A 17,124-nucleotide genomic window follows, 5' to 3' on the forward strand; every position below is an offset into this window, starting at 1 on the left:
AATACCAGCGCACCGCCCACAGGATCACATCACCCTGGAAATGGCGCCACTTGAAATCCGTCATCGTTCCGTCCGTCCAATCTCCGCCAAGCATGCTCAAGCTTCACGATTTTTGCAACAGAGCCCTTAAATCAGCCAAAAGGTAACCTGGCCGCTTAGAGTCCAGTGCAGCTTCTGAGCTGCGTACCACCCGAGACGAATGAACTGAACAGCATTGACACTACGGCCATAAGTTACCGCTCAAGAACAACGGCGAGCCCTTGGCCGACGCCGATGCAGATCGCGGCGACTGCGACTCCTCCGCCGCGGCGCTTGAGCTCGTGGGCGGCGTGACCGATGATCCGGCCGCCTGAGGCGCCGAGGGGGTGACCGATGGCGATGGCGCCGCCGTGGATGTTGAGCTTCTCCGGGTCGAAGTCGGGCCAGCCTTTGAGGCAGGCCAGGGACTGTGAGGCGAAGGCTTCGTTCAGCTCGACGAGGTCAACGTCCGCCCAGGTCCGTCCCGCGCGCGCCAGCGCCTTGTTCGCGGCCTCGATCGGCGCGATCGGGAAGATGTCCGGGTCGACGCCGTGGGCGGCACGTCCGGTAATCCGCGCGAGCGGTTCGGCGTCGAGGGCGTCCTCGGCGCCGAGCAGCACCGCGGAAGCACCGTCGTTGATCGAGGACGAGTTCCCGGCCGTCACGGTACCGTCGGCGGCGAACAGCGCTTTGAGACCGGCGAGCTTCTCAACGGTGCTGCCGTCGCGGATGCCCTCATCGCGCGCCATCTCAGCGCCGGGCACCTGCACGATCTCGGCGTCGTAGCGGCCCTCCGCCCACGCTTTCGCGGCGAGCTCATGCGAGCGGACCGAGAACGCGTCCTGTGCTTCACGGGTGATCCCCCACTCCTGGGCGATCTTCTCCGCGGACTCGCCGTTGGAGATGGTCCAATGCTTGGGCAGGGCCCGGTTTACCATGCGCCACCCGATGGAAGTGTTCCAGAGCGTCTGGTTGCCGACCGCCGGCCAGGGCTTCGGGGACTTCTCGAGAACGAAGGGCGCACGGGACATGGACTCCACGCCGCCGGCGAGGATCAGCTCTGCATCCCCCGACTCGATCGCCCGGGAACCCTGGATCACGGCCTCCACGGACGATGCGCAAAGCCGGTTGACGGTGACGCCCGTGACCGAGGAGGGGAAGCCCGCGAGGAGGGCGCCGAAACGGGCGACGTTGCGGTTGTCCTCACCGGCCTGGTTCGCGTCTCCAAAGATCACGTCTTCAATACGTGCGGGATCGACGCCGGTGCGCTCGACGGCGGCTTTCATGACGACCGCGGCGAGGTCGTCAGGGCGGATCCCGGAGAGCGCACCGGCGGCGCGTCCGAAAGGGGTGCGGACGGCATCGTAGATGAACGTCGAGGTCATGGGGTGAACCGTGGTCTTTCTGTGAGTAAGGTGGGTCAGGCTGCGGAGCGCCTGGAGTGATACGCGGCACGGAACTCGTCAGGGACGGTCCCGGCGCCGGTAGCAAGGTCGGCGGCGAGCTCGCCGAGCAGCGGAGCGAACTTCGCACCACGGCCGGAGCAGGCGGACAGGACGACGATGCCTTCGGCCTCGTCAATCAGAAAGTCGCTGCTGGGCGTGCTGGTGAACATGCACGTCGCTTCCGCGTAGGAATCCGGTTCGACACCGGGCACCCATTCCTTGACGTAGTCGCGAGCTCGTTGCCTGGCCTCCGGCCGGATCTGGCCGGTGCGGTCGAAGATGCTCGGGATTACGGTTCCGCCATTGAAGTGCGCGATCTTGAGGCCGTGGTATCCGGCGTCGCGGCCGCCTGGCAGACCGTAGATGTCGACCGTCTCGTTCTCGTGCATGAACGTCGGCCAAGCCGGATAGGGTGCGCCGGAAGCGCCGGCGTCGTGGTAGGGGAAGTGGAACGCCTGCTCCTCACGCACTTCGAAAGACGGCAGTGAGTGGATGAACCCGGCAGGCAGAGCGAGCGAGTCCAGAAGGGTTGGAAGCCACGGGCCGGCCGCGACGACCACTTTCTCGCCTTCGACGACGTCGCCGACCGTGGATTCGACGCGGAAGCCGCCGGTGCGCCGCTCGATAGAGCTGACGGTCCAGTTCGTGAGCAGTCTGACCCGCCCGGTTGCGGCGGCCAGGCGAACGAACGCCTCGACCGTGTTGCGGGCATCAAGCACTCCAGCGCCGGGGTGATAGAGTACCGCGCCGTCGAAGCCGTACTGCGGCCAGCGCGAGCCCGCCTCCGCCTCTGGCAGTAGCTCATGCTCGACACCCAGCGCGTCCAGGACACGGGCGAGGCCGACGGGATCGTTCACCGCGCCATGGTCGAGGGCGCCGGTGGGTTCGATCAGACGTGCACCGTTCTCCCGTTCGAGTTCGTCCCACAGCGGCTTGGAACGGATAACGAGCCCTGTGTAGAGCTCGCTCGGGTAGGCGTAGCGAAAGATCCGCGCGGAGCCGTGCGAACTGCCGTACGGGTTGGCTGGTGCCGACCGCTCCAGCAGGGTCACGTCTTGCCCGCGTTGGGCGAGACGCCACGCGGTGGCGGCGCCGGCGAGTCCTGCGCCTATGACGATGTACTCGCCCATCTCGCTCCGTCCTTACCGCTTGAACGCGGAGACCCCAGTGATCTCGCGGCCCACGATCAGGGACTGGATGAAATCGGTGCCCTCGTAGGTGTGGACGACTTCCATGTCCGTGAGATGGCGGGCGACGTGGTTCTCGAGCAGCAAGCCGTTGCCGCCGAGCAGGTCGCGGGAATCGCGGCATAGCTGCCGCGCTTTATCGCCAGTGAACATCTTCGCGAGCGAGGCCTGCTCGTTGCTTAGGCGGCCTTCGTTCTGCAGGGCGCCGGCACGGAAGCAGACCAGCTGCATCGCTGTAAGGTCAGCGAGCATGTTGGCGAGCTTGTTCTGGACGAGTTGGTAGTGTGAGATCGGGCTGCCGAACTGGACGCGCTCGGACGCGTACTGCACTGCCGCCTCGTAGGCGGCGGTCGCGTGTCCCAACGATTCCCAGGCGACGGTGCTGCGGGTGCGGTTGAGCACCGCCCCGACATCGCGGAACGACTGAGACTTTTCGAGTTTGTTCTCGGCGGGGATCCGAAGGTCTTCGAAGGTGATTTGCGCCTGCTGGATCGCGCGCTTGGCGATCTTCCCTTGGATGGCTTCCGCGTGGTATCCGGACGGGTAACTGCCGTCCTCGTTCTTCTCCAGGATGAACGCCTTGACCTTGTCGTCGGCGGTGTCGCGCGCCCAGATGATGACGAGATCTGCGACGTGGCCGAGGCCGATCCACCGCTTCGAGCCATTGAGAACGTAGTGGTCGCCGTCGAGGCGGGCGCTGGATTCAAGAGCCACGGAGTCGGAACCGTGATCGGGTTCCGTCAGCGCGAACGCGCCGAGCTTCTCGAGCTTCGCCATCTGGGTCAGCCAGCGCTGCTTCTGTTCGTCGCTGCCGAGTAGGTTGATCGTCCCCATCGCGAGGCCGGAGTGCACGGCGTTGAACGTGTTGATGCTCCCGTCACCGCGGGAGAGCTCCATGGCGACCAGTCCCGCCTGCAACCGGGTCAGGCCTGGGCAGCCGTACCCTTCGATCGCGGTGCCGATGATGCCAAGCTCCCCGAACTTCGGGAGGATCTGGTACGGGAAGTCCGCCTGTTCCCAGTACTCGTTGATGATCGGGGTGACCTCAGAATCGACGAAGGCTCGCACCTTCGCGACGAGCGCGCGATCCTCCTCACCGAGGTAGTCCTCGACGCCGTAGAAATCCACGTTGACGCCTGACCTGTTGAGTGCACTCATGCTGTTGCTTCCTTTGCTGAGATCGATGCGAGCGGCGAGGAGCCCGCGAGCCAGCGCCGCACCAGCTCGGTATCTGCGCCTAGCTCGGGGGGCGCCTTGTCGTAGGTCGCCGGGGTCTGTGAGAAGGTGATGGGGTTGCGGATCCCGGACAGAGAGTCATCCCCGGATCCGGCTTGAATGATCGGATCCAGGCCGATGCGCTCGGCGAACTGGACACCGGCTGCGACGTCCTGGATCGGCGCGCACGGGATCCCCGCTGCGGTGAGCCGTTCGAACCACTCCGTGGCGGTCGCATGCGAGAGCGCGGCTTCGAGTAGCGGACGCAGATCGAGTCGGTTGCGGCTGCGGTCGGGCGCGAACGCGAAGCGCGGATCCTCGACGAGTTCAGGCGTGCCGAGCTCCCGGCAGAGCACCCGGAACTGCCTGTCGTTGCCGATCGCGAGCACGATCTCCCCGTCTCCGGTGGCGATCGGCTCGTAAGGGTAGATGCTCGGATGCTCGTTGCCCATGCGGGTCGGAACGACGCCTGCGATGGCGTAAGCGCCGGTCTGGTTCACCAGGCCCGACAGTGCCGAGCTCATCAGATTGACCTCCACCCGCTGCCCTTCACCGGTCACTCGCCGGTGGTTGAGGGCGGCGAGGATACCGATGCAGGCGTGCATACCCGTGAACACATCGACGACCGCGACGCCGGCACGGAACGGCTCGGTCTCCGGCGCCCCGGTGAGACTCATGAGCCCGGAGGCAGCCTGGACGAGCAGGTCGTATCCAGGAAGGCTCGCCCCGCCCGCGGTACCGAACCCGGTGATCGAGGTGAAAATCACGTCCGGGTTCTGAGCCGCCACGCTCTGATAGTCCAGCCCGAACTTCTCGAGACCGCCGGGCTTGAAGTTCTCGATTACGACGTCCGCGCGAGCTGCGAGCTCGCGTGCGGTCGCGAGATCCCCGGGGTCGCTGAAGTCCAGTTCGATCGACAGCTTGTTCCGGTTGATCGAGAGGTAGTAAGTCGACTTGCCCTCATGCTCCGGCGGCATCCAAGCACGGGTCTCGTCCCCGATCGGACTCTCGACCTTGATGACGGTCGCCCCCATGTCCGCCAGCAGCATAGTGCAGTAGGGCCCGGCCAGCACCCTGCCGAAGTCAGCGATGATGGTGCCGCTCAACGGCCCCTGCCCCGAACGCGCGAGTAGTTCTTCAAGTCTGTTGTGATCTTCCACCGTCTACCTCGGGACCGTTCTTCCGTTGAACCGTTTTCGATGTTTTCACCTTGTCAGGCGCGATTAGTGCACGTCAAATACCTATTTTCACGTTATTGATACCTTCAGCACATATGTCCCTCTCCAATCGTTCGTCGCACTGAGACCTGAAATGAAGCAAATACGACACGATATATGATCCTCGTGCTATCATTGGCGAGTGGAAATTCAGGACCTCAGAGCATTCGTCGCCGTCGCGGAAGAACTGCACTTCGGGCGAGCGGCCGAACGCCTCCATTTGGCGCAGCCTCCGGTAAGCCGCACCATAAAGGCACTGGAGAAGGAACTGGGCGCGGAGCTGTTCCACCGCACGACGCGCTCCGTGGAGGTCACTGCGGCCGGGGAGGCTCTGCTCGGCCCGGCCCGCCGCATTCTCAACGAACTCAAGCATGCCGCGCACGATGTGCGCGCCGCTCAGAGCGGCGAACTCGGGCATGTCGGTATCGCCTTCGCTGGCGCCTCCACACAGATTCTCGTCGGCCAGCTCTCCCGCGCTGCGCGTCTCAAACATCCAGACCTATCCCTCGAGCTCTCCAGCCAGAACTTCGCCCAGCCCGCCATCAACCGGCTCCTGAACGATGAGGCGGACATCTCCATTGGCCGCTGGGACTACGTCCCAGCCGGCATCAGAACCCGCACTCTGATCAACGAGCAACTCGTCGTCGCCGTCCCGAAGACCCACACCTTGGCCGGCGCTGACTCGGTCCACATGGATCAGCTCTCCGCCGACTACTTCGTGACGCTCCCCCTGCAGCCCGGATCAGTACTTACAGACCGGCTGCTCCGACTCAGCCACGCTGCCGGCTTCGACCCCCTCATCGCGCAGGTCGCCCCCGACACCTGGACGGCGCTGTCACTCGTCGCAGCCGAGGTCGGCATTCATCTCACGATCTCATCGGTCGCAGAGAACACCCACACCGACGGGTTCTCCTTCCTCCCGGTCGCAGACCCATTCGACGAGGTGCTCCTGCGCATGGCCTGGCGCGCCGATTCGCGGAACCCCGCACTCGCCACGGTGCTGGCACTCGCCGACGAAGTCCTGTAGGCGCCGCCAGCTGTACTGCGCGCATACCCAACTGCCTCACCGGTCGGCGGCCGCCTCGATTCCTCTGAGCTAATCGATCTGGATGGTCGTGGGCGCTTCGCCGGAGAAGTCGAGCTTCGGGACGGACTCACTGAGACCCGGCGTCTCGGTAGCGGCGATGGTCAGCCAAATGCAGCCGACGAGTCAGGTCGAGGGCTCCAGCGACGTCCACAGCCAGACCGTGAGCGCGAACCCGATCAGCGGGCAGACCAGGTGCAGCAGGACGCCTCCCTTCGCGCGGTTCCCCGTCCTGTCTTTCCGGAGGAACTCGTCCTTGATGGCTGACAGGTTTACCATCGCGAACGCCGCGAGGGCGCCGAAGCTGATCATAAACTCCGCCGTATTCAAGTCGAGTACCAGGCTGGCCAGTGCGAACACCGACACGACGATCACTACGACAAACGGTGTGCTGAACCGGGGTGCAGCTTGGTGAGCGGCCGGGGCAGCACACCGTCGCGCCCCACAGCGATTAGCAACCGCGAAACGGATGCCTGCCCGGTCATTGCGCTGCCGAAGCAACTCACCACATATATGGCGATGAAGAACGCGGCGAACGGCGCGCCGCCGAGCACCCTGACGAGGCTGACGCCGACCGCTTCCACTTCGTCAGCAGAGAGGGCCTGCCAGTTGGGCGACCACGCCAGGGCGCCCGACCAGGAAACCAGCACGAACAGCAGGCCGCCCAGCAGCGTCGAGCCGACGATCGCTCGCGGGATGTCGCGGCGGGTGTTCCGCGCCTCCTCCGCGAGGGTGGAGACGGCAACGAAGCCCAGGAACCAGAGTGAGAGGATCGCAGCTCCTGAGGCGATCCCACCGATACCGCGCTGCCCGAAGGTGAAAGGCTCGAGGAGTCTCACCAAGGTGTCCCCGCGCAGCGTCTTCTTGAACGCGAGAACCATGAGCACGACCACCAGCAGCACCGATAGGGCGATCACGATGAAGTTGACCCGGTTCACCAGGGAGATGCCGAGCAGGTTCAAGGTGAACACAATCAGTAGCGTCGCCATCGTAAACGCCCATTTGGCACGGCGGGGAACTGCGAATACAGATAGATGCCGATGACCAGGAAGTTGATCATCGGGATGAAGAGGTAGTCGAGCAGGATCACCAAGCCGGTGAGGAGCTCGACGAGCCCGCCGAAGGCTTGCTGGGTGTAGGTATACGTGGCGCCCGCGACCGGGTACTTCCGAGCGAGGGTGGGGTAGCTGGCAGCGGTGAAGGGCATCGCGATGATCGCGAGGATGTAGGCGGTGGGGAGATGCCCGTCGGTCACCTGGTTCACGACACCGTATGTCGTGAATACGACCGCGATGATCATGTAGGTGACGCCGAAGAAGGTCAGCCCGACGGGGCCGAGGGTGCCGCAGAAATGCGGATGCGACGTAGCTGACATGCGATGACCCCTCTGTCGACGATGCGGGCGATCGGAGCGCGACGGCACGGTCGGGGCGCTTAGGCTGGGGGATCAGCAGCGTCCGGAGCACGATACCAGAGGAGAGATCGTCGAATGCGTCCTGTGCTTCTCGGGGCAGGCGGCGGGAGACAAGCTCGTGGAGTTTGATGGCGCCATCCAGGTAGCGGTCGATGAGCGCCGGGATGTCTGAGGAGTATTTCGTGACATTGCCCCCTCATGTTGGATCAGTACTCACGGATCGGTTCATGCGATTGTGCCCCCCAATTGGTTTTGAACACATGGCAACCCGGATCACACCCGACACCTGGACGACCCTTTCGCTCGTCGCGACTAAAGCGGGCGCGCACCTCACGATATTCTCTGTCGCGGAGAACACCCACACCGATGAGTTCTCATGCTTGCCGGTCGTGGATCCCTTCAAGGAGGTGTTTCTTCGAATGGCTTGACGTTCGGAATCTCGGAGCTCCGCACTGAAGACGGTTCTGGCCTTGGCTAAGGAGGTGCTCTAGGGGAATGCCGAGGACGTGCTCCACGGGGAACAGAGACCCACTGAATCATGGGACCGCATTCCTCTACCAATACATTATGTCGGCGAGCGCATAAATATTGATGTTATTGGTATTTGTAGGAAGATGAATTGCTGTGGCAGTCTGGGAGCCGCACAGACATTGCCTGTGTTCATGCGTGTTCCTTATTCAGTGGTGGAGCCTCCCTGTCCGGGAGGACATCGGGTCGTGCCGGCTGTCTTCCCCGCAGGGCAGCCACCTGGCTTATCTGCCGTGTACGGTGTCGAGGGCGTCGCGGATGCCGCGCACGATGGTGCGGATCTCCTCGGCCGTGACGATGAAGGGCGGGGAGATCTGGAGGATGTTGTTCGGGAGGTTCCGCAGGTGCACGCCGCGACCTTCGAGGACGGCGACAACGTCGAGCCCGGAGACGCCGTCGGCGAGGTCGACGCCGCCCATGAGTCCGATGTGCCGTACGTCTTTCACGCCGGGGTGGTGGCGGAGCTGTTCGAGTTCCTCGACGAGGACCGGTTCGAGCTCGCGGACGCGGCCGAGGAGGTTCTCGCGCTCGATGATCTCGAGGTTCTTGAGTGCGACAGCCGCGACGGTCGCGTGGCCGGAGTAGGTGAGGCCCTGGTGGAAGATGGGCGCGTCGTTTCCTGCGTAGAACTGGCTGGATACGCTGGGGGCGACGATGACGCCGCCCAGGGGCAGGTAGCCGGAGGTGATGCCTTTCGCGAAAGTGATCATGTCGGGTTCGAGATTGAAGCGCTCGGACGCCGTCCAGGTGCCTAGACGACCGAAGGCGGTGACGACTTCGTCGGCAATGACGAGGAAACCGAACTCTTTCGCGAGTTCCTTGATCCGCTCGAAGTAGCCGGCCGGGGGCGGAACGAGACCGCCGACGCCCATGACGGGTTCGGCGATGAACGCGGCGATCTTCTCTCCGCCGTGTTCGCGGATGGTGCGCTCGGCGGCGTCGATGTCCCACTGATCGACGAGCAGTGTCTCCGGGATGAGGGTGCCGGGGCCGAAGCCGTCGCTGTTGAAGGAGAGGCCTGCGACGCTGGTACCGTAGGCGTGGAGACCGTGATAGCCGTCCTGACGGGATACGACGGTGAGCTTCTCCGGCTGTCCCTGGAGCTGCTGGTGACGGCGTGCGAGTTTGAGTGCCAAGTCGACGGAATCGGATCCGCCGCTGGTGAAGATGACCTTGGCGTCGTCGAACGGGGCGAGCGTCGCGATCTTGTTCGCAAGTTCGAGTGCCGGCTCGTTCACGTACCGGCCGAAGATGTGCCAGGTCTCGAGGGTGCGTATCTGCTCGGCGGCGGCCTGTGCGATCTCGTCCCGGCCGTGGCCGATGTTGGCGTACCAGAGGCCGCCGGCGGCGTCGAGGAGACGGTCCCCGTCCGCAGTGGTGATGTAGGCGCCGTCGCCTTTGACGATGACGGTCTGCGGGTTCGAGAGCACGGTCGGCATGTGCGCCTGGGCGCTCCACAGGGCGTTGGTCTGGGGCATCTGCATCCTCCTGGGATCGTGTGTGTGGTTCGGGCCAGCCGTTGGGGTGCGGCGCGTGACCCAAGCGTTCAGCTGTAGTCGAAGAAGCCTGTGCCGCTCTTGCGCCCGAGCTCTCCGGCAGCGACCTTGTCGCGCAGGATCTGCGGGGGTGCGAAGCGCTCGCCAAGCGTGGAGGCGAGGTACTCCGCGATGCCGAGCCGCACGTCCAGACCGACGAGGTCGGTGGTTTTGAGCGGGCCGGTGGCGTGCCGGTACCCGAGCACCATCGCCGCATCGATGTCCTCGGCCGAAGCGACGCCCTCTTCGAGCATCCGCATCGCTTCGAGTGCGAGGGCGACGCCGAGCCGGGAGCTCGCGAAGCCGGGTGCGTCATGCACGACGACGGGGGTCTTCCGCAGCCCCTCGGTCCACTCTCGCGCTGCGGCGACGAGGCCGACGCCGGTCTGCTCGCCGACGACGACCTCGATCAGGGTGGAGGCGGGAACCGGGTTGAAGAAGTGCAGCCCGAGGAAGCGGGACGGGTGGGAGAGTTCTGCGGCGAGCTTCGTGACCGACAGCGACGACGTGTTCGTCGCGATCGCGGTGGTCTCGGTGACGCGCCCCTCGATCGCGCGGAGGGTGTTCACTTTGAGCTCGAAGTCCTCTGGGACCGCCTCGATCACGAGGTTTGCTTCTCTCAGGAGCTCGTAGTCCTCGGACACGGCGAGGCGCCCTAGGAGCACGTCGAGGGCGGGGGCCGCGGGATCCTTCGCGACCGCTTTCTGCGCGATGTCATCGAGCCGCGCCCGGGCGGCGTCCACCGACGCGGCATCGCGTTCGAGCACGGTGACCTGCGATCCGCCGATGGCGAGGCTGAGCGCGATGCCCGCCCCCATCCGTCCGCCTCCGACGACGGCGATGTGATTCGGCAATGCCATGGGTTCAGCGTCCTTTCCGCGCGTTGCGCTTCAGCAGAAAATCATCCATGCGCCGGGTCTTCTCCGGGGATTCGAAGAGCAACGCTTGCGCAAGGTTGTCGATGACCGGGTGCGCCGCCCGCGGCGCGTGGATCACCTGCTTGGTCACCTGGATCGCCAACGGGTCGAAACCGCCGATACGGTCCGCGAGCGCGTTCGCCCGGTCCAGGAGCTCGTCCGGCTCGCAGACTTCGCCGACCAGCCGAATCGATAGCGCCTCGTCTGCGGTGAGGACGCGGCCGGCGAGCAGGATCTCTTTCGCGACGGGCTCGCCCACGAGCTCGACGAGCCGCCAGCATGCCCCCGCGGCGGCTATGATGCCGAGGTTGGGTTCGGGGTTGCCGATCTTCACCCGCGTCGTCGCGATCCGGAAGTCGGCGGCGTAGGCGAGCTCGGCGCCGCCGCCGAGGGCATAGCCGTCGATCGCGGCGATCACCGGCATCGGCAGGGCAGCAATCCGCGCGAAGATGCTCGAGTTGATCCCGCGCAGGGCGTCATGACGGCGCCGGTCGCGCAGCTGGGAGATGTCCGCGCCGGAGGCGAAAATGCCGCCCTTGTCGGTGCGGGTTCCCGTCAGGATGAGGATGCGCGGTTCGCGCTCGAGCTGGTCGCAGACCTCGTGGAGATCATCCACCATGGCCTGGTCGATCGAGTTCAGTGTCTGAGGCCGGTTCAATCGCACGATCGTGCGATCGCCGTTGTGCTCGGCCGTGAGCGTTTCCACCAAGCCCCACCTCTTTCGGATCGCGTCCAGGCACACTCAGTCCTGGTGCATGTCATGTTCCAGCTTGGTGCGAAATCCAATAACACACAAATACCTAATAGATCCTATTTCATGACACTATCGTCATAAAATCTCACATGGACTCCACTGGGCGCGGTAGAGCATTATTAATGCCAGCGCATGAGCGGGGGCGGATTTGGTATTGGACGCGACATGAATAGTGAGCAACAGTGATAGTCGAGGATCCGTGCGCACTGGTGCGCGCGGAGTTCCGCGATCACACACCGAACAATGAAGGAGCGTCGTCGCACATGGGTGTCTACACGACAGTGAATCCTGCAACCGGCGAGCAGCTGGCCGAGTTCCCCGAGATCACCAACAAGGAGGCACGGGAGGCTCTCGATCGCGCCGCGGAAGCCTATCCGCAGTGGCGGGATCGCGGGCTGCAAGAGCGGGTCGCCCTGGTCAAGCGCATCGCCGCGCTCCACCGCGAACAGCGGGAAGAACTGGCTGCGCTCATCACGCTCGAGATGGGCAAGCCCATCGTCCAGGCGCGTGGCGAGGTCGATCTCGTCGCGAACATCTACGACTATTATGCGGACCGCGCCGAGCAGTTCCTCGCGGACGAGGTGCTCGACATCTCCGGCCCCGGCACCGCCATCGTGAAGACCGAACCGGTCGGCGTCCTGGTCGGTATCATGCCGTGGAACTACCCCTATTACCAGGTGGCACGGTTCGCGGCCCCGAACCTGATCCTGGGCAACACGATCCTGCTCAAGCACGCGCGCAATTGCCCGCAGTCCGCCCTCGCTATCGAGCGGGTGTTCCGCGAGGCGGGGCTGCCCGATGGCGTCTACGCGAACGTGTTCGCCAACGCCGGTCAGATCGCCGAGATGATCGCCGATCCGCGCGTGCAGGGCGTCTCTCTCACCGGTTCCGAGCGGGCGGGCTCAGCGGTCGGCGAGGTCGCCGGGCGGCATATGAAGAAGTACGTGCTGGAGCTCGGTGGATCCGACCCGTTCATCGTGCTCGACGACGCCGACCTCGACGCGGCAGCCGCCGCAGCCGCGGTCGGTCGCTTCGCCAACGGCGGGCAGGCCTGCACCGCGTCCAAGCGCTTCATCGTCCTGGACGCGGTGTACGACGCGTTCCTCGAGAAGTTCATCGAGCAGAGCCGCGCGTACGCCACAGGCGATCCGTCGTCGGACGAGACGAAGCTCGGCCCGCTCTCCTCCACCGCCGCCCGCCACGATCTCGTCGAGCTGGTCGACGACGCCATCGACCGCGGCGCGAAAGTCCACCTGGGCGGGGAGGCCCCCGACGCACCGGGCGCCTACTATCCGGCGACCGTGCTGTCAGGCGTGACCAAAGACATGCGCGCCTACGCAGAGGAACTATTCGGCCCGGCCGCGGTCGTGCACCGCGCCGCGTCCGAAGAGGAAGCGGTCCAGATCGCCAACGACTCCCCGTTCGGTCTAGGCGGCACGGTCTTCTCGGGCGACCTGGAACGGGCGCAACGGGTCGCCGACCGGATCGAGACGGGCATGGTCTGGATCAACAGCACGAGCAAGACAGCCCCGGATCTCCCGTTCGGCGGGGTCAAGGCCTCGGGCGTCGGCCGCGAGCTCGCGCATTACGGCATCAACGAGTTTGCCAACAAGAAGCTCGTCCGCGTCCCTGAGGCCACGAAATAGTACGCCGCGTGGCGGAGTGCACCACCGGAGCGATTCGAGGGATACACTCCGCCACTTCGCATGCCCCATCCCCATGCCCAGGCTGCACTCACAAGAAGTAACCTCGGGCAGGGCTCGGATCTCTTAGCCGATGGGGCCGGGCGTGCCGTACGCGCAGCATGAGCGGCATTCCGAGTCGCTTCATTTGACGTGCGTTCCGAGACCGTGTTCAGGGCCCCGCGGGTACATGACGTGCCGAGGACGACCTTTGGGCACCCGAAAGGCGAGACCGCGCACGCAGCGTTCGAAGAGGCGCCGGAGTTGACGGGTCACCTGGTCCTCGAAGCCTCCGTGGTTGACATCGGCGAACCAGCAAGTGGGCTGGCGAGCGGGCGAGAAGCTAGTCGACGGGTCGAACAGCATGAATCCTCGCGCGCATGTTCGTTCATACCGATGCGATAAAGAACATCCGTATTTCGGTGGTACCGGTGATCGCTGTGTCGAGCGATGCGACCCGAGAATCGGATTAACGTCTTGGCCGATCGGCCCCAATGGTTGCTCGCTACGATTGCCGCAGTCAGGAGCGCCGGGTAGACCGAAACCGCCTCTAGCCTAGGGCGGGCTGATCCCAGATCGGCAGCAACGTGCCAATGTCGCGGCGCTGCGCCTCCCAGAGGAGTTCGGTCGCCCAAGCGACGTCTTCGGCCGGGATCCCGCCGATGGAGAAGAAGGACGGCCGTGCCGGATCGTAGCCAGGTGCCCTGCCGTCGACGATGTCCCCGAACTCGGCGATGTCGGCAACGTTCAGGCGCCCGTCCAGGAGCATGTCCTGGTATTTGACACCGAGAGCCCCGAGTTGCTCGTGATACGGAGGGCTGAAGTTCGCGACGTAGGCTTCGTAGAGCGGAGTGTGGTCGACGACGTTACGAGCGCCAGTGCACAGGAACCCGGCATCGACTTGGATGTTCGAGGTCGCCGCGACATACGCACCCGGGCGCAGCCACTCCGGGTCGATGACCGGGTAGTTTGCGACGCCGGACAGACCGGTCGCGGCGACCGTGACGATGTCGGCCTCGGTGACCGCCGACCGGATCGAATCGACGATCTCCACCTCTTGGATCTGGGGGAACTCGGAGCGGACGAGTTCCTGGAAGCGCTGCGCGTTCCGGCTCGTGAGCGAACGCGCCGCGATCCGGACGCGGGCGATGGCGGGCCGTGTCACTAGGATCGCCCGGAACGCAACCTGGTTGATGAGCCCGGGGCCGATCACCGCGACCGAGTCAGCGTCCGTTCGGGCGAGGTGCAGAGTGCCGGCTCCGACGACCGCGCCCGTACGATAGGCGCTGATCAGGTTTCCCGGCATCACGGCGATCGGAGCGCCAGTCTCGGTGTCATTCAAGACCACCAGGTGCATAGACCGCGGCAGACCCTTCTCGCTGTTCTCGATATTCGAGCCATACCATTTGAGGCCAGTCGCACGATACTTCCCACCGATGTATGCAGGCATCGCCATGAAGCGGCGGTCCGAGGTATGGCGCGGCATACCGGGGAATGCCGGCTCGAGGGGGAAGTCGACCTTGATCCCATGCGAACTATGATTCGGACCACCCATGCGGTAGTCGCCGGTCGCGAGCAGCGAGAAGACCTCGCACATCGTGTCGATACAACGTGCCATGTCCGTGGCGCCGACGTCGATGATCTCGGGCTCGCTGAGGTAACGCAATCGGAGAGAAGTGTCGTGCATCGTTGCCCTTTCCTGCCCGCGGTCTCACCGCCGGGTGCCGTATTGGATATTGCGATGCTAACCTTCGATAACGTTTCCAGAACGCAAAAGAACCGCTTTTATTCAGACTGATAGCGCATGAATCTAGTGAGAACTGGTATCGAGGGACTCTTCGATTCGTTCCCCGGAGCTGGAACACTGAGGTCACCAGCTAATTTCACAACGGCTGCACGGTGCCGTGCCGCACGAGGAGAATCGATGTCCAGCACTGAGCAGGCGTCCGTCGCCGTCATCGGGATGGGCACCGTGGGTGCCATGGCCGCCTGGCAGCTGTCGAAGCTGGTGCCCGGACGCATCATCGGCATCGAGCAGTACGGCGTCGCGCACGCGTACGGCGCGTACGCCGGGGAGTCCCGCCTGTTCCGCACCGCAGCCTACGAGGGCGAGCACTATACTCCGTTGCTCGTCCGGGCGCAGCAGCTGTGGCGAGAACTCGAGCGAGAATCGGGGCAGAGCATCTACTTGCAGGTCGGAGCGCTCACGATCGCCCCCGGCGCTTCTCCGAAGATCGCTGGAACCCTCGAGGCCGCCGAGCGCTTCGTCCTCCCCCACGAGCATCTGGTGGGACGCGAGCTGCGACGTAGGTTCCCGCAGCACGACTTTGACGATGGCGACGAGGCGATCCTCGATCTCGGCGGCGGCGGCCTGCGCCCCGAGCGCGCCATTCTCACCGCAGCATCACTCGCCGAGCGCGGAGGTGCCGAGATCTGGGACGACACTCGGGTGCTCGGCATCGACGAGCAGCACGGGAGGCACCTAGTGAGCACCACCCGCGGCGACATTCTCGCCGAGAAGGTTGTCATCGCCGCCGGCCCCTGGAGCCAGCAGATCCTCCCTGAGTTGAAGACGTTCACGAAGGTGAAGAGTGTGCCGCTCACGTGGTTCATGCCGAAACGCGTAGACCAGTTCCTTCCCGAGCGGTTCCCCGTCTTCGTGCGGGACCGCGGAACCACCCACCTGTTCGGCGCCCCGAGCCTCGAAGGCTACGCCGTGAAGATCAGCCGTGCCGCGTTCCCGGACTGGCCGCTCGTCGACGACGTCGCGCAGCTGCAGCGTGAGCACACCCGGACTGAGCTCGCGCAGACCTCCGAGCTGGCGACCTGGTACTTTCCGGGCCTGCACCCGGAGCCGGTGCGCCACAGCATCCACCCGGACAGCTACACGGCCGATCTCACCCCGATTATCGACGCCTCGCCCGACGGCAGCCGCGTCGTCGTGTCCGGGCTGTCGGGACGGGGCTTCAAGTTCGCGCCCGCCCTCGGCCGTATCGCCGCTGACCTGATCCACGCAGGCGCCAGCGAACTCTACGACCCCGGCCGGTTCAGCCTCGCCGCTCACTACCGCGCGCTCGACCACTGACCACACGGGCGGACCGGGGCTCCTGCCGCTGCGCATCGCGCACGCGCCGGGAGCACAGTTCGCCATATTCATGAGAACCCCTTGAGAAGGAGAAGCACCATGCAGGAAATCACTCGCGACGTCGTCATCATCGGCGCCGGTCCCGCGGGACTCACCGCGGCGCGGCGCCTGAGCCAAACCGGGAAGACAGTCGCCGTGCTCGAAGCGCGCGACCGCGTCGGCGGCCGCACATGGTCGGACACGATCGACGGCTCCTTCCTCGAGATCGGCGGCCAGTGGATCGCGCCCGAACAAACCGCGATCCAGGATCTCGCGGCGGAACTCGGACTCGAACTCTTCCAGCGCCACCGCGACGGCGATTCGGTGTTCATCGACAAGGAGGGCAACCGCCACCGTTTCACCGGCGACTTCCCCGTCAAGCCGGAGACCCTCGAGGAAATGCGCAAGCTCCGCGCAGAACTCACCCGACTCTCCCTCGAAGTCGACCCAGCCGCCCCGTGGGAGCACCCCCGCGCCGCCGAGTACGACGAGATCACCTTCGACGCCTGGCTGCGCGCCCAGAGCGACGACGCCGAGGCGCGCCTCATCATCGGCAACTTCATCTCGGGGGCGATGCTCACCAAGCCAAAGCACTCGTTCTCCCTGCTGCAGGCTATCTTCTTCGGCGCCTCGGCCGGGTCGTTCGAGAACCTCGTGGACGAAGACATCCTCCTCGACAAGCGCGTCGTCGGCGGCATGCAGAGCGTCTCCATCCGCATTGCCGAAGAACTCGGCTCCGAAAATGTCTTCCTCGACAACCCGGTGCGCGAATTGCACTGGGAGGACACCGCCGAAGGCGCCCCCGCCACGGTCACCGCGATCACCGACCACCTCCGCGTGAGCGCCCGCCACGCGATCCTCGCGGTACCGCCGAACTGGCTCTGTTGCAAAGATTGGCGGCAGTCAGAGGTAGGCTGTCGCTCTGCGCCGATCAGGCGGCTGCTGCGAAATGGTGGTTGAGCATGCCCATGGCCTCCGTCAGCGCCGAGGGCCCAATGCCAAAA

The 17,124-nt window shown here is 64.9% G+C and carries 15 protein-coding genes; 4 read left to right on the forward strand and 11 right to left on the reverse strand.

What is annotated here, in order from left to right; translation table 11 throughout:
* Window positions 1-233: 233 nt before the first annotated feature.
* From QSJ60_RS18805 to QSJ60_RS18820, 4 genes are read right to left on the reverse strand one after another with little or no spacing between them, the layout of a single operon-like run.
* Complete coding sequence (locus QSJ60_RS18805) at window positions 234-1,403, reverse strand: thiolase family protein (protein ID WP_079941026.1); 1,170 nt, start codon at window positions 1,401-1,403, stop codon at window positions 234-236.
* 35 nt (window positions 1,404-1,438) lie between these two features.
* Window positions 1,439-2,593 (reverse strand): FAD-dependent oxidoreductase, encoded by a 1,155-nt coding sequence (locus QSJ60_RS18810; RefSeq protein ID WP_285465403.1) that lies wholly within the window; start codon window positions 2,591-2,593, stop codon window positions 1,439-1,441.
* 12 nt (window positions 2,594-2,605) lie between these two features.
* The gene (locus QSJ60_RS18815; protein WP_079941028.1) at window positions 2,606-3,808 is read right to left on the reverse strand and encodes an acyl-CoA dehydrogenase family protein; all 1,203 of its coding nucleotides are present in this window, start codon (window positions 3,806-3,808) and stop codon (window positions 2,606-2,608) included.
* Entirely contained in the window at window positions 3,805-4,971 is a 1,167-nt protein-coding gene (locus QSJ60_RS18820; RefSeq protein ID WP_253036098.1) for a CaiB/BaiF CoA transferase family protein, read from the reverse strand. Before QSJ60_RS18820 ends, QSJ60_RS18815 begins: the two co-directional genes overlap by 4 nt.
* A 253-nt stretch (window positions 4,972-5,224) precedes the next feature.
* On the opposite strand from QSJ60_RS18820, the gene QSJ60_RS18825 reads away from it, so the two are divergent.
* Complete coding sequence (locus QSJ60_RS18825) at window positions 5,225-6,109, forward strand: LysR family transcriptional regulator (RefSeq protein ID WP_285465407.1); 885 nt, start codon at window positions 5,225-5,227, stop codon at window positions 6,107-6,109.
* Between the two features lie 183 nt (window positions 6,110-6,292).
* Here the strand turns inward: QSJ60_RS18825 and QSJ60_RS18830 are convergent, their stop codons facing one another.
* The 6 genes from QSJ60_RS18830 to QSJ60_RS18855 all read right to left on the reverse strand — a co-directional run bounded on the left by QSJ60_RS18830 (window position 6,293) and on the right by QSJ60_RS18855 (window position 11,266).
* Window positions 6,293-6,541 carry a hypothetical protein gene (locus tag QSJ60_RS18830; protein ID WP_228145539.1) on the reverse strand — a complete coding sequence of 83 codons (249 nt, stop codon included), beginning with the start codon at window positions 6,539-6,541 and terminating at the stop codon, window positions 6,293-6,295.
* Window positions 6,541-7,155 carry an APC family permease gene (locus tag QSJ60_RS19160; RefSeq protein WP_228145540.1) on the reverse strand — a complete coding sequence of 205 codons (615 nt, stop codon included), beginning with the start codon at window positions 7,153-7,155 and terminating at the stop codon, window positions 6,541-6,543. Before QSJ60_RS19160 ends, QSJ60_RS18830 begins: the two co-directional genes overlap by 1 nt.
* Window positions 7,140-7,541: an amino acid permease gene (locus QSJ60_RS19165; protein WP_228145541.1), complete on the reverse strand. Its 402-nt coding sequence runs from the start codon at window positions 7,539-7,541 to the stop codon at window positions 7,140-7,142. The genes QSJ60_RS19160 and QSJ60_RS19165 overlap by 16 nt, the downstream gene beginning before the upstream one ends.
* A 791-nt stretch (window positions 7,542-8,332) precedes the next feature.
* Window positions 8,333-9,586 carry an aminotransferase family protein gene (locus QSJ60_RS18845; protein ID WP_253035956.1) on the reverse strand — a complete coding sequence of 418 codons (1,254 nt, stop codon included), beginning with the start codon at window positions 9,584-9,586 and terminating at the stop codon, window positions 8,333-8,335.
* Between the two features lie 68 nt (window positions 9,587-9,654).
* A complete protein-coding gene (locus QSJ60_RS18850) occupies window positions 9,655-10,503 on the reverse strand; it encodes a 3-hydroxyacyl-CoA dehydrogenase family protein (protein WP_079941037.1) in 849 nt (282 codons plus the stop codon).
* A 4-nt stretch (window positions 10,504-10,507) separates the two neighbouring features.
* Window positions 10,508-11,266 (reverse strand): enoyl-CoA hydratase/isomerase family protein, encoded by a 759-nt coding sequence (locus QSJ60_RS18855; protein WP_228145543.1) that lies wholly within the window; start codon window positions 11,264-11,266, stop codon window positions 10,508-10,510.
* Window positions 11,267-11,577: 311 nt separating this feature from the next.
* On the opposite strand from QSJ60_RS18855, the gene QSJ60_RS18860 reads away from it, so the two are divergent.
* Entirely contained in the window at window positions 11,578-12,960 is a 1,383-nt protein-coding gene (locus QSJ60_RS18860; protein ID WP_285465417.1) for an NAD-dependent succinate-semialdehyde dehydrogenase, read from the forward strand.
* 586 nt (window positions 12,961-13,546) lie between these two features.
* On the opposite strand, the gene QSJ60_RS18865 is transcribed toward QSJ60_RS18860, so the two are convergent.
* Window positions 13,547-14,683 carry a tyramine oxidase subunit B gene (locus tag QSJ60_RS18865; protein WP_079941039.1) on the reverse strand — a complete coding sequence of 379 codons (1,137 nt, stop codon included), beginning with the start codon at window positions 14,681-14,683 and terminating at the stop codon, window positions 13,547-13,549.
* A 237-nt stretch (window positions 14,684-14,920) separates the two neighbouring features.
* On the opposite strand from QSJ60_RS18865, the gene solA reads away from it, so the two are divergent.
* Together solA and QSJ60_RS18875 are read left to right on the forward strand one after the other, a co-directional pair.
* Window positions 14,921-16,081 (forward strand): N-methyl-L-tryptophan oxidase, encoded by a 1,161-nt coding sequence (gene solA, locus QSJ60_RS18870; protein ID WP_079941043.1) that lies wholly within the window; start codon window positions 14,921-14,923, stop codon window positions 16,079-16,081.
* A 99-nt stretch (window positions 16,082-16,180) separates the two neighbouring features.
* Window positions 16,181-17,080 (forward strand): flavin monoamine oxidase family protein, encoded by a 900-nt coding sequence (locus QSJ60_RS18875; protein WP_285465418.1) that lies wholly within the window; start codon window positions 16,181-16,183, stop codon window positions 17,078-17,080.
* Window positions 17,081-17,124 lie beyond the last annotated feature (44 nt).

The sequence above is a fragment of the Agromyces sp. NBRC 114283 genome, assembly GCF_030268405.1.
Taxonomy (GTDB): Bacteria; Actinomycetota; Actinomycetes; order Actinomycetales; family Microbacteriaceae; genus Agromyces; species Agromyces mediolanus.

Excerpts from the sequence above, each read along its gene's own strand:
- QSJ60_RS18815 (WP_079941028.1), bottom strand. The coding sequence starts at position 3,808 with ATGAGTGCACTCAACAGGTCAGGCGTCAACGTGGATTTCTACGGCGTC.
- QSJ60_RS18850 (WP_079941037.1), bottom strand. The coding sequence starts at position 10,503 with ATGGCATTGCCGAATCACATCGCCGTCGTCGGAGGCGGACGGATGGGG.
- QSJ60_RS18810 (WP_285465403.1), bottom strand. The coding sequence starts at position 2,593 with ATGGGCGAGTACATCGTCATAGGCGCAGGACTCGCCGGCGCCGCCACC.
- QSJ60_RS18875 (WP_285465418.1), top strand. The coding sequence starts at position 16,181 with ATGCAGGAAATCACTCGCGACGTCGTCATCATCGGCGCCGGTCCCGCG.
- QSJ60_RS18845 (WP_253035956.1), bottom strand. The coding sequence starts at position 9,586 with ATGCCCCAGACCAACGCCCTGTGGAGCGCCCAGGCGCACATGCCGACC.
- QSJ60_RS19165 (WP_228145541.1), bottom strand. The coding sequence starts at position 7,541 with ATGTCAGCTACGTCGCATCCGCATTTCTGCGGCACCCTCGGCCCCGTC.
- QSJ60_RS18860 (WP_285465417.1), top strand. The coding sequence starts at position 11,578 with ATGGGTGTCTACACGACAGTGAATCCTGCAACCGGCGAGCAGCTGGCC.
- QSJ60_RS18865 (WP_079941039.1), bottom strand. The coding sequence starts at position 14,683 with ATGCACGACACTTCTCTCCGATTGCGTTACCTCAGCGAGCCCGAGATC.
- QSJ60_RS18805 (WP_079941026.1), bottom strand. The coding sequence starts at position 1,403 with ATGACCTCGACGTTCATCTACGATGCCGTCCGCACCCCTTTCGGACGC.
- solA (WP_079941043.1), top strand. The coding sequence starts at position 14,921 with ATGTCCAGCACTGAGCAGGCGTCCGTCGCCGTCATCGGGATGGGCACC.
- QSJ60_RS19160 (WP_228145540.1), bottom strand. The coding sequence starts at position 7,155 with ATGGCGACGCTACTGATTGTGTTCACCTTGAACCTGCTCGGCATCTCC.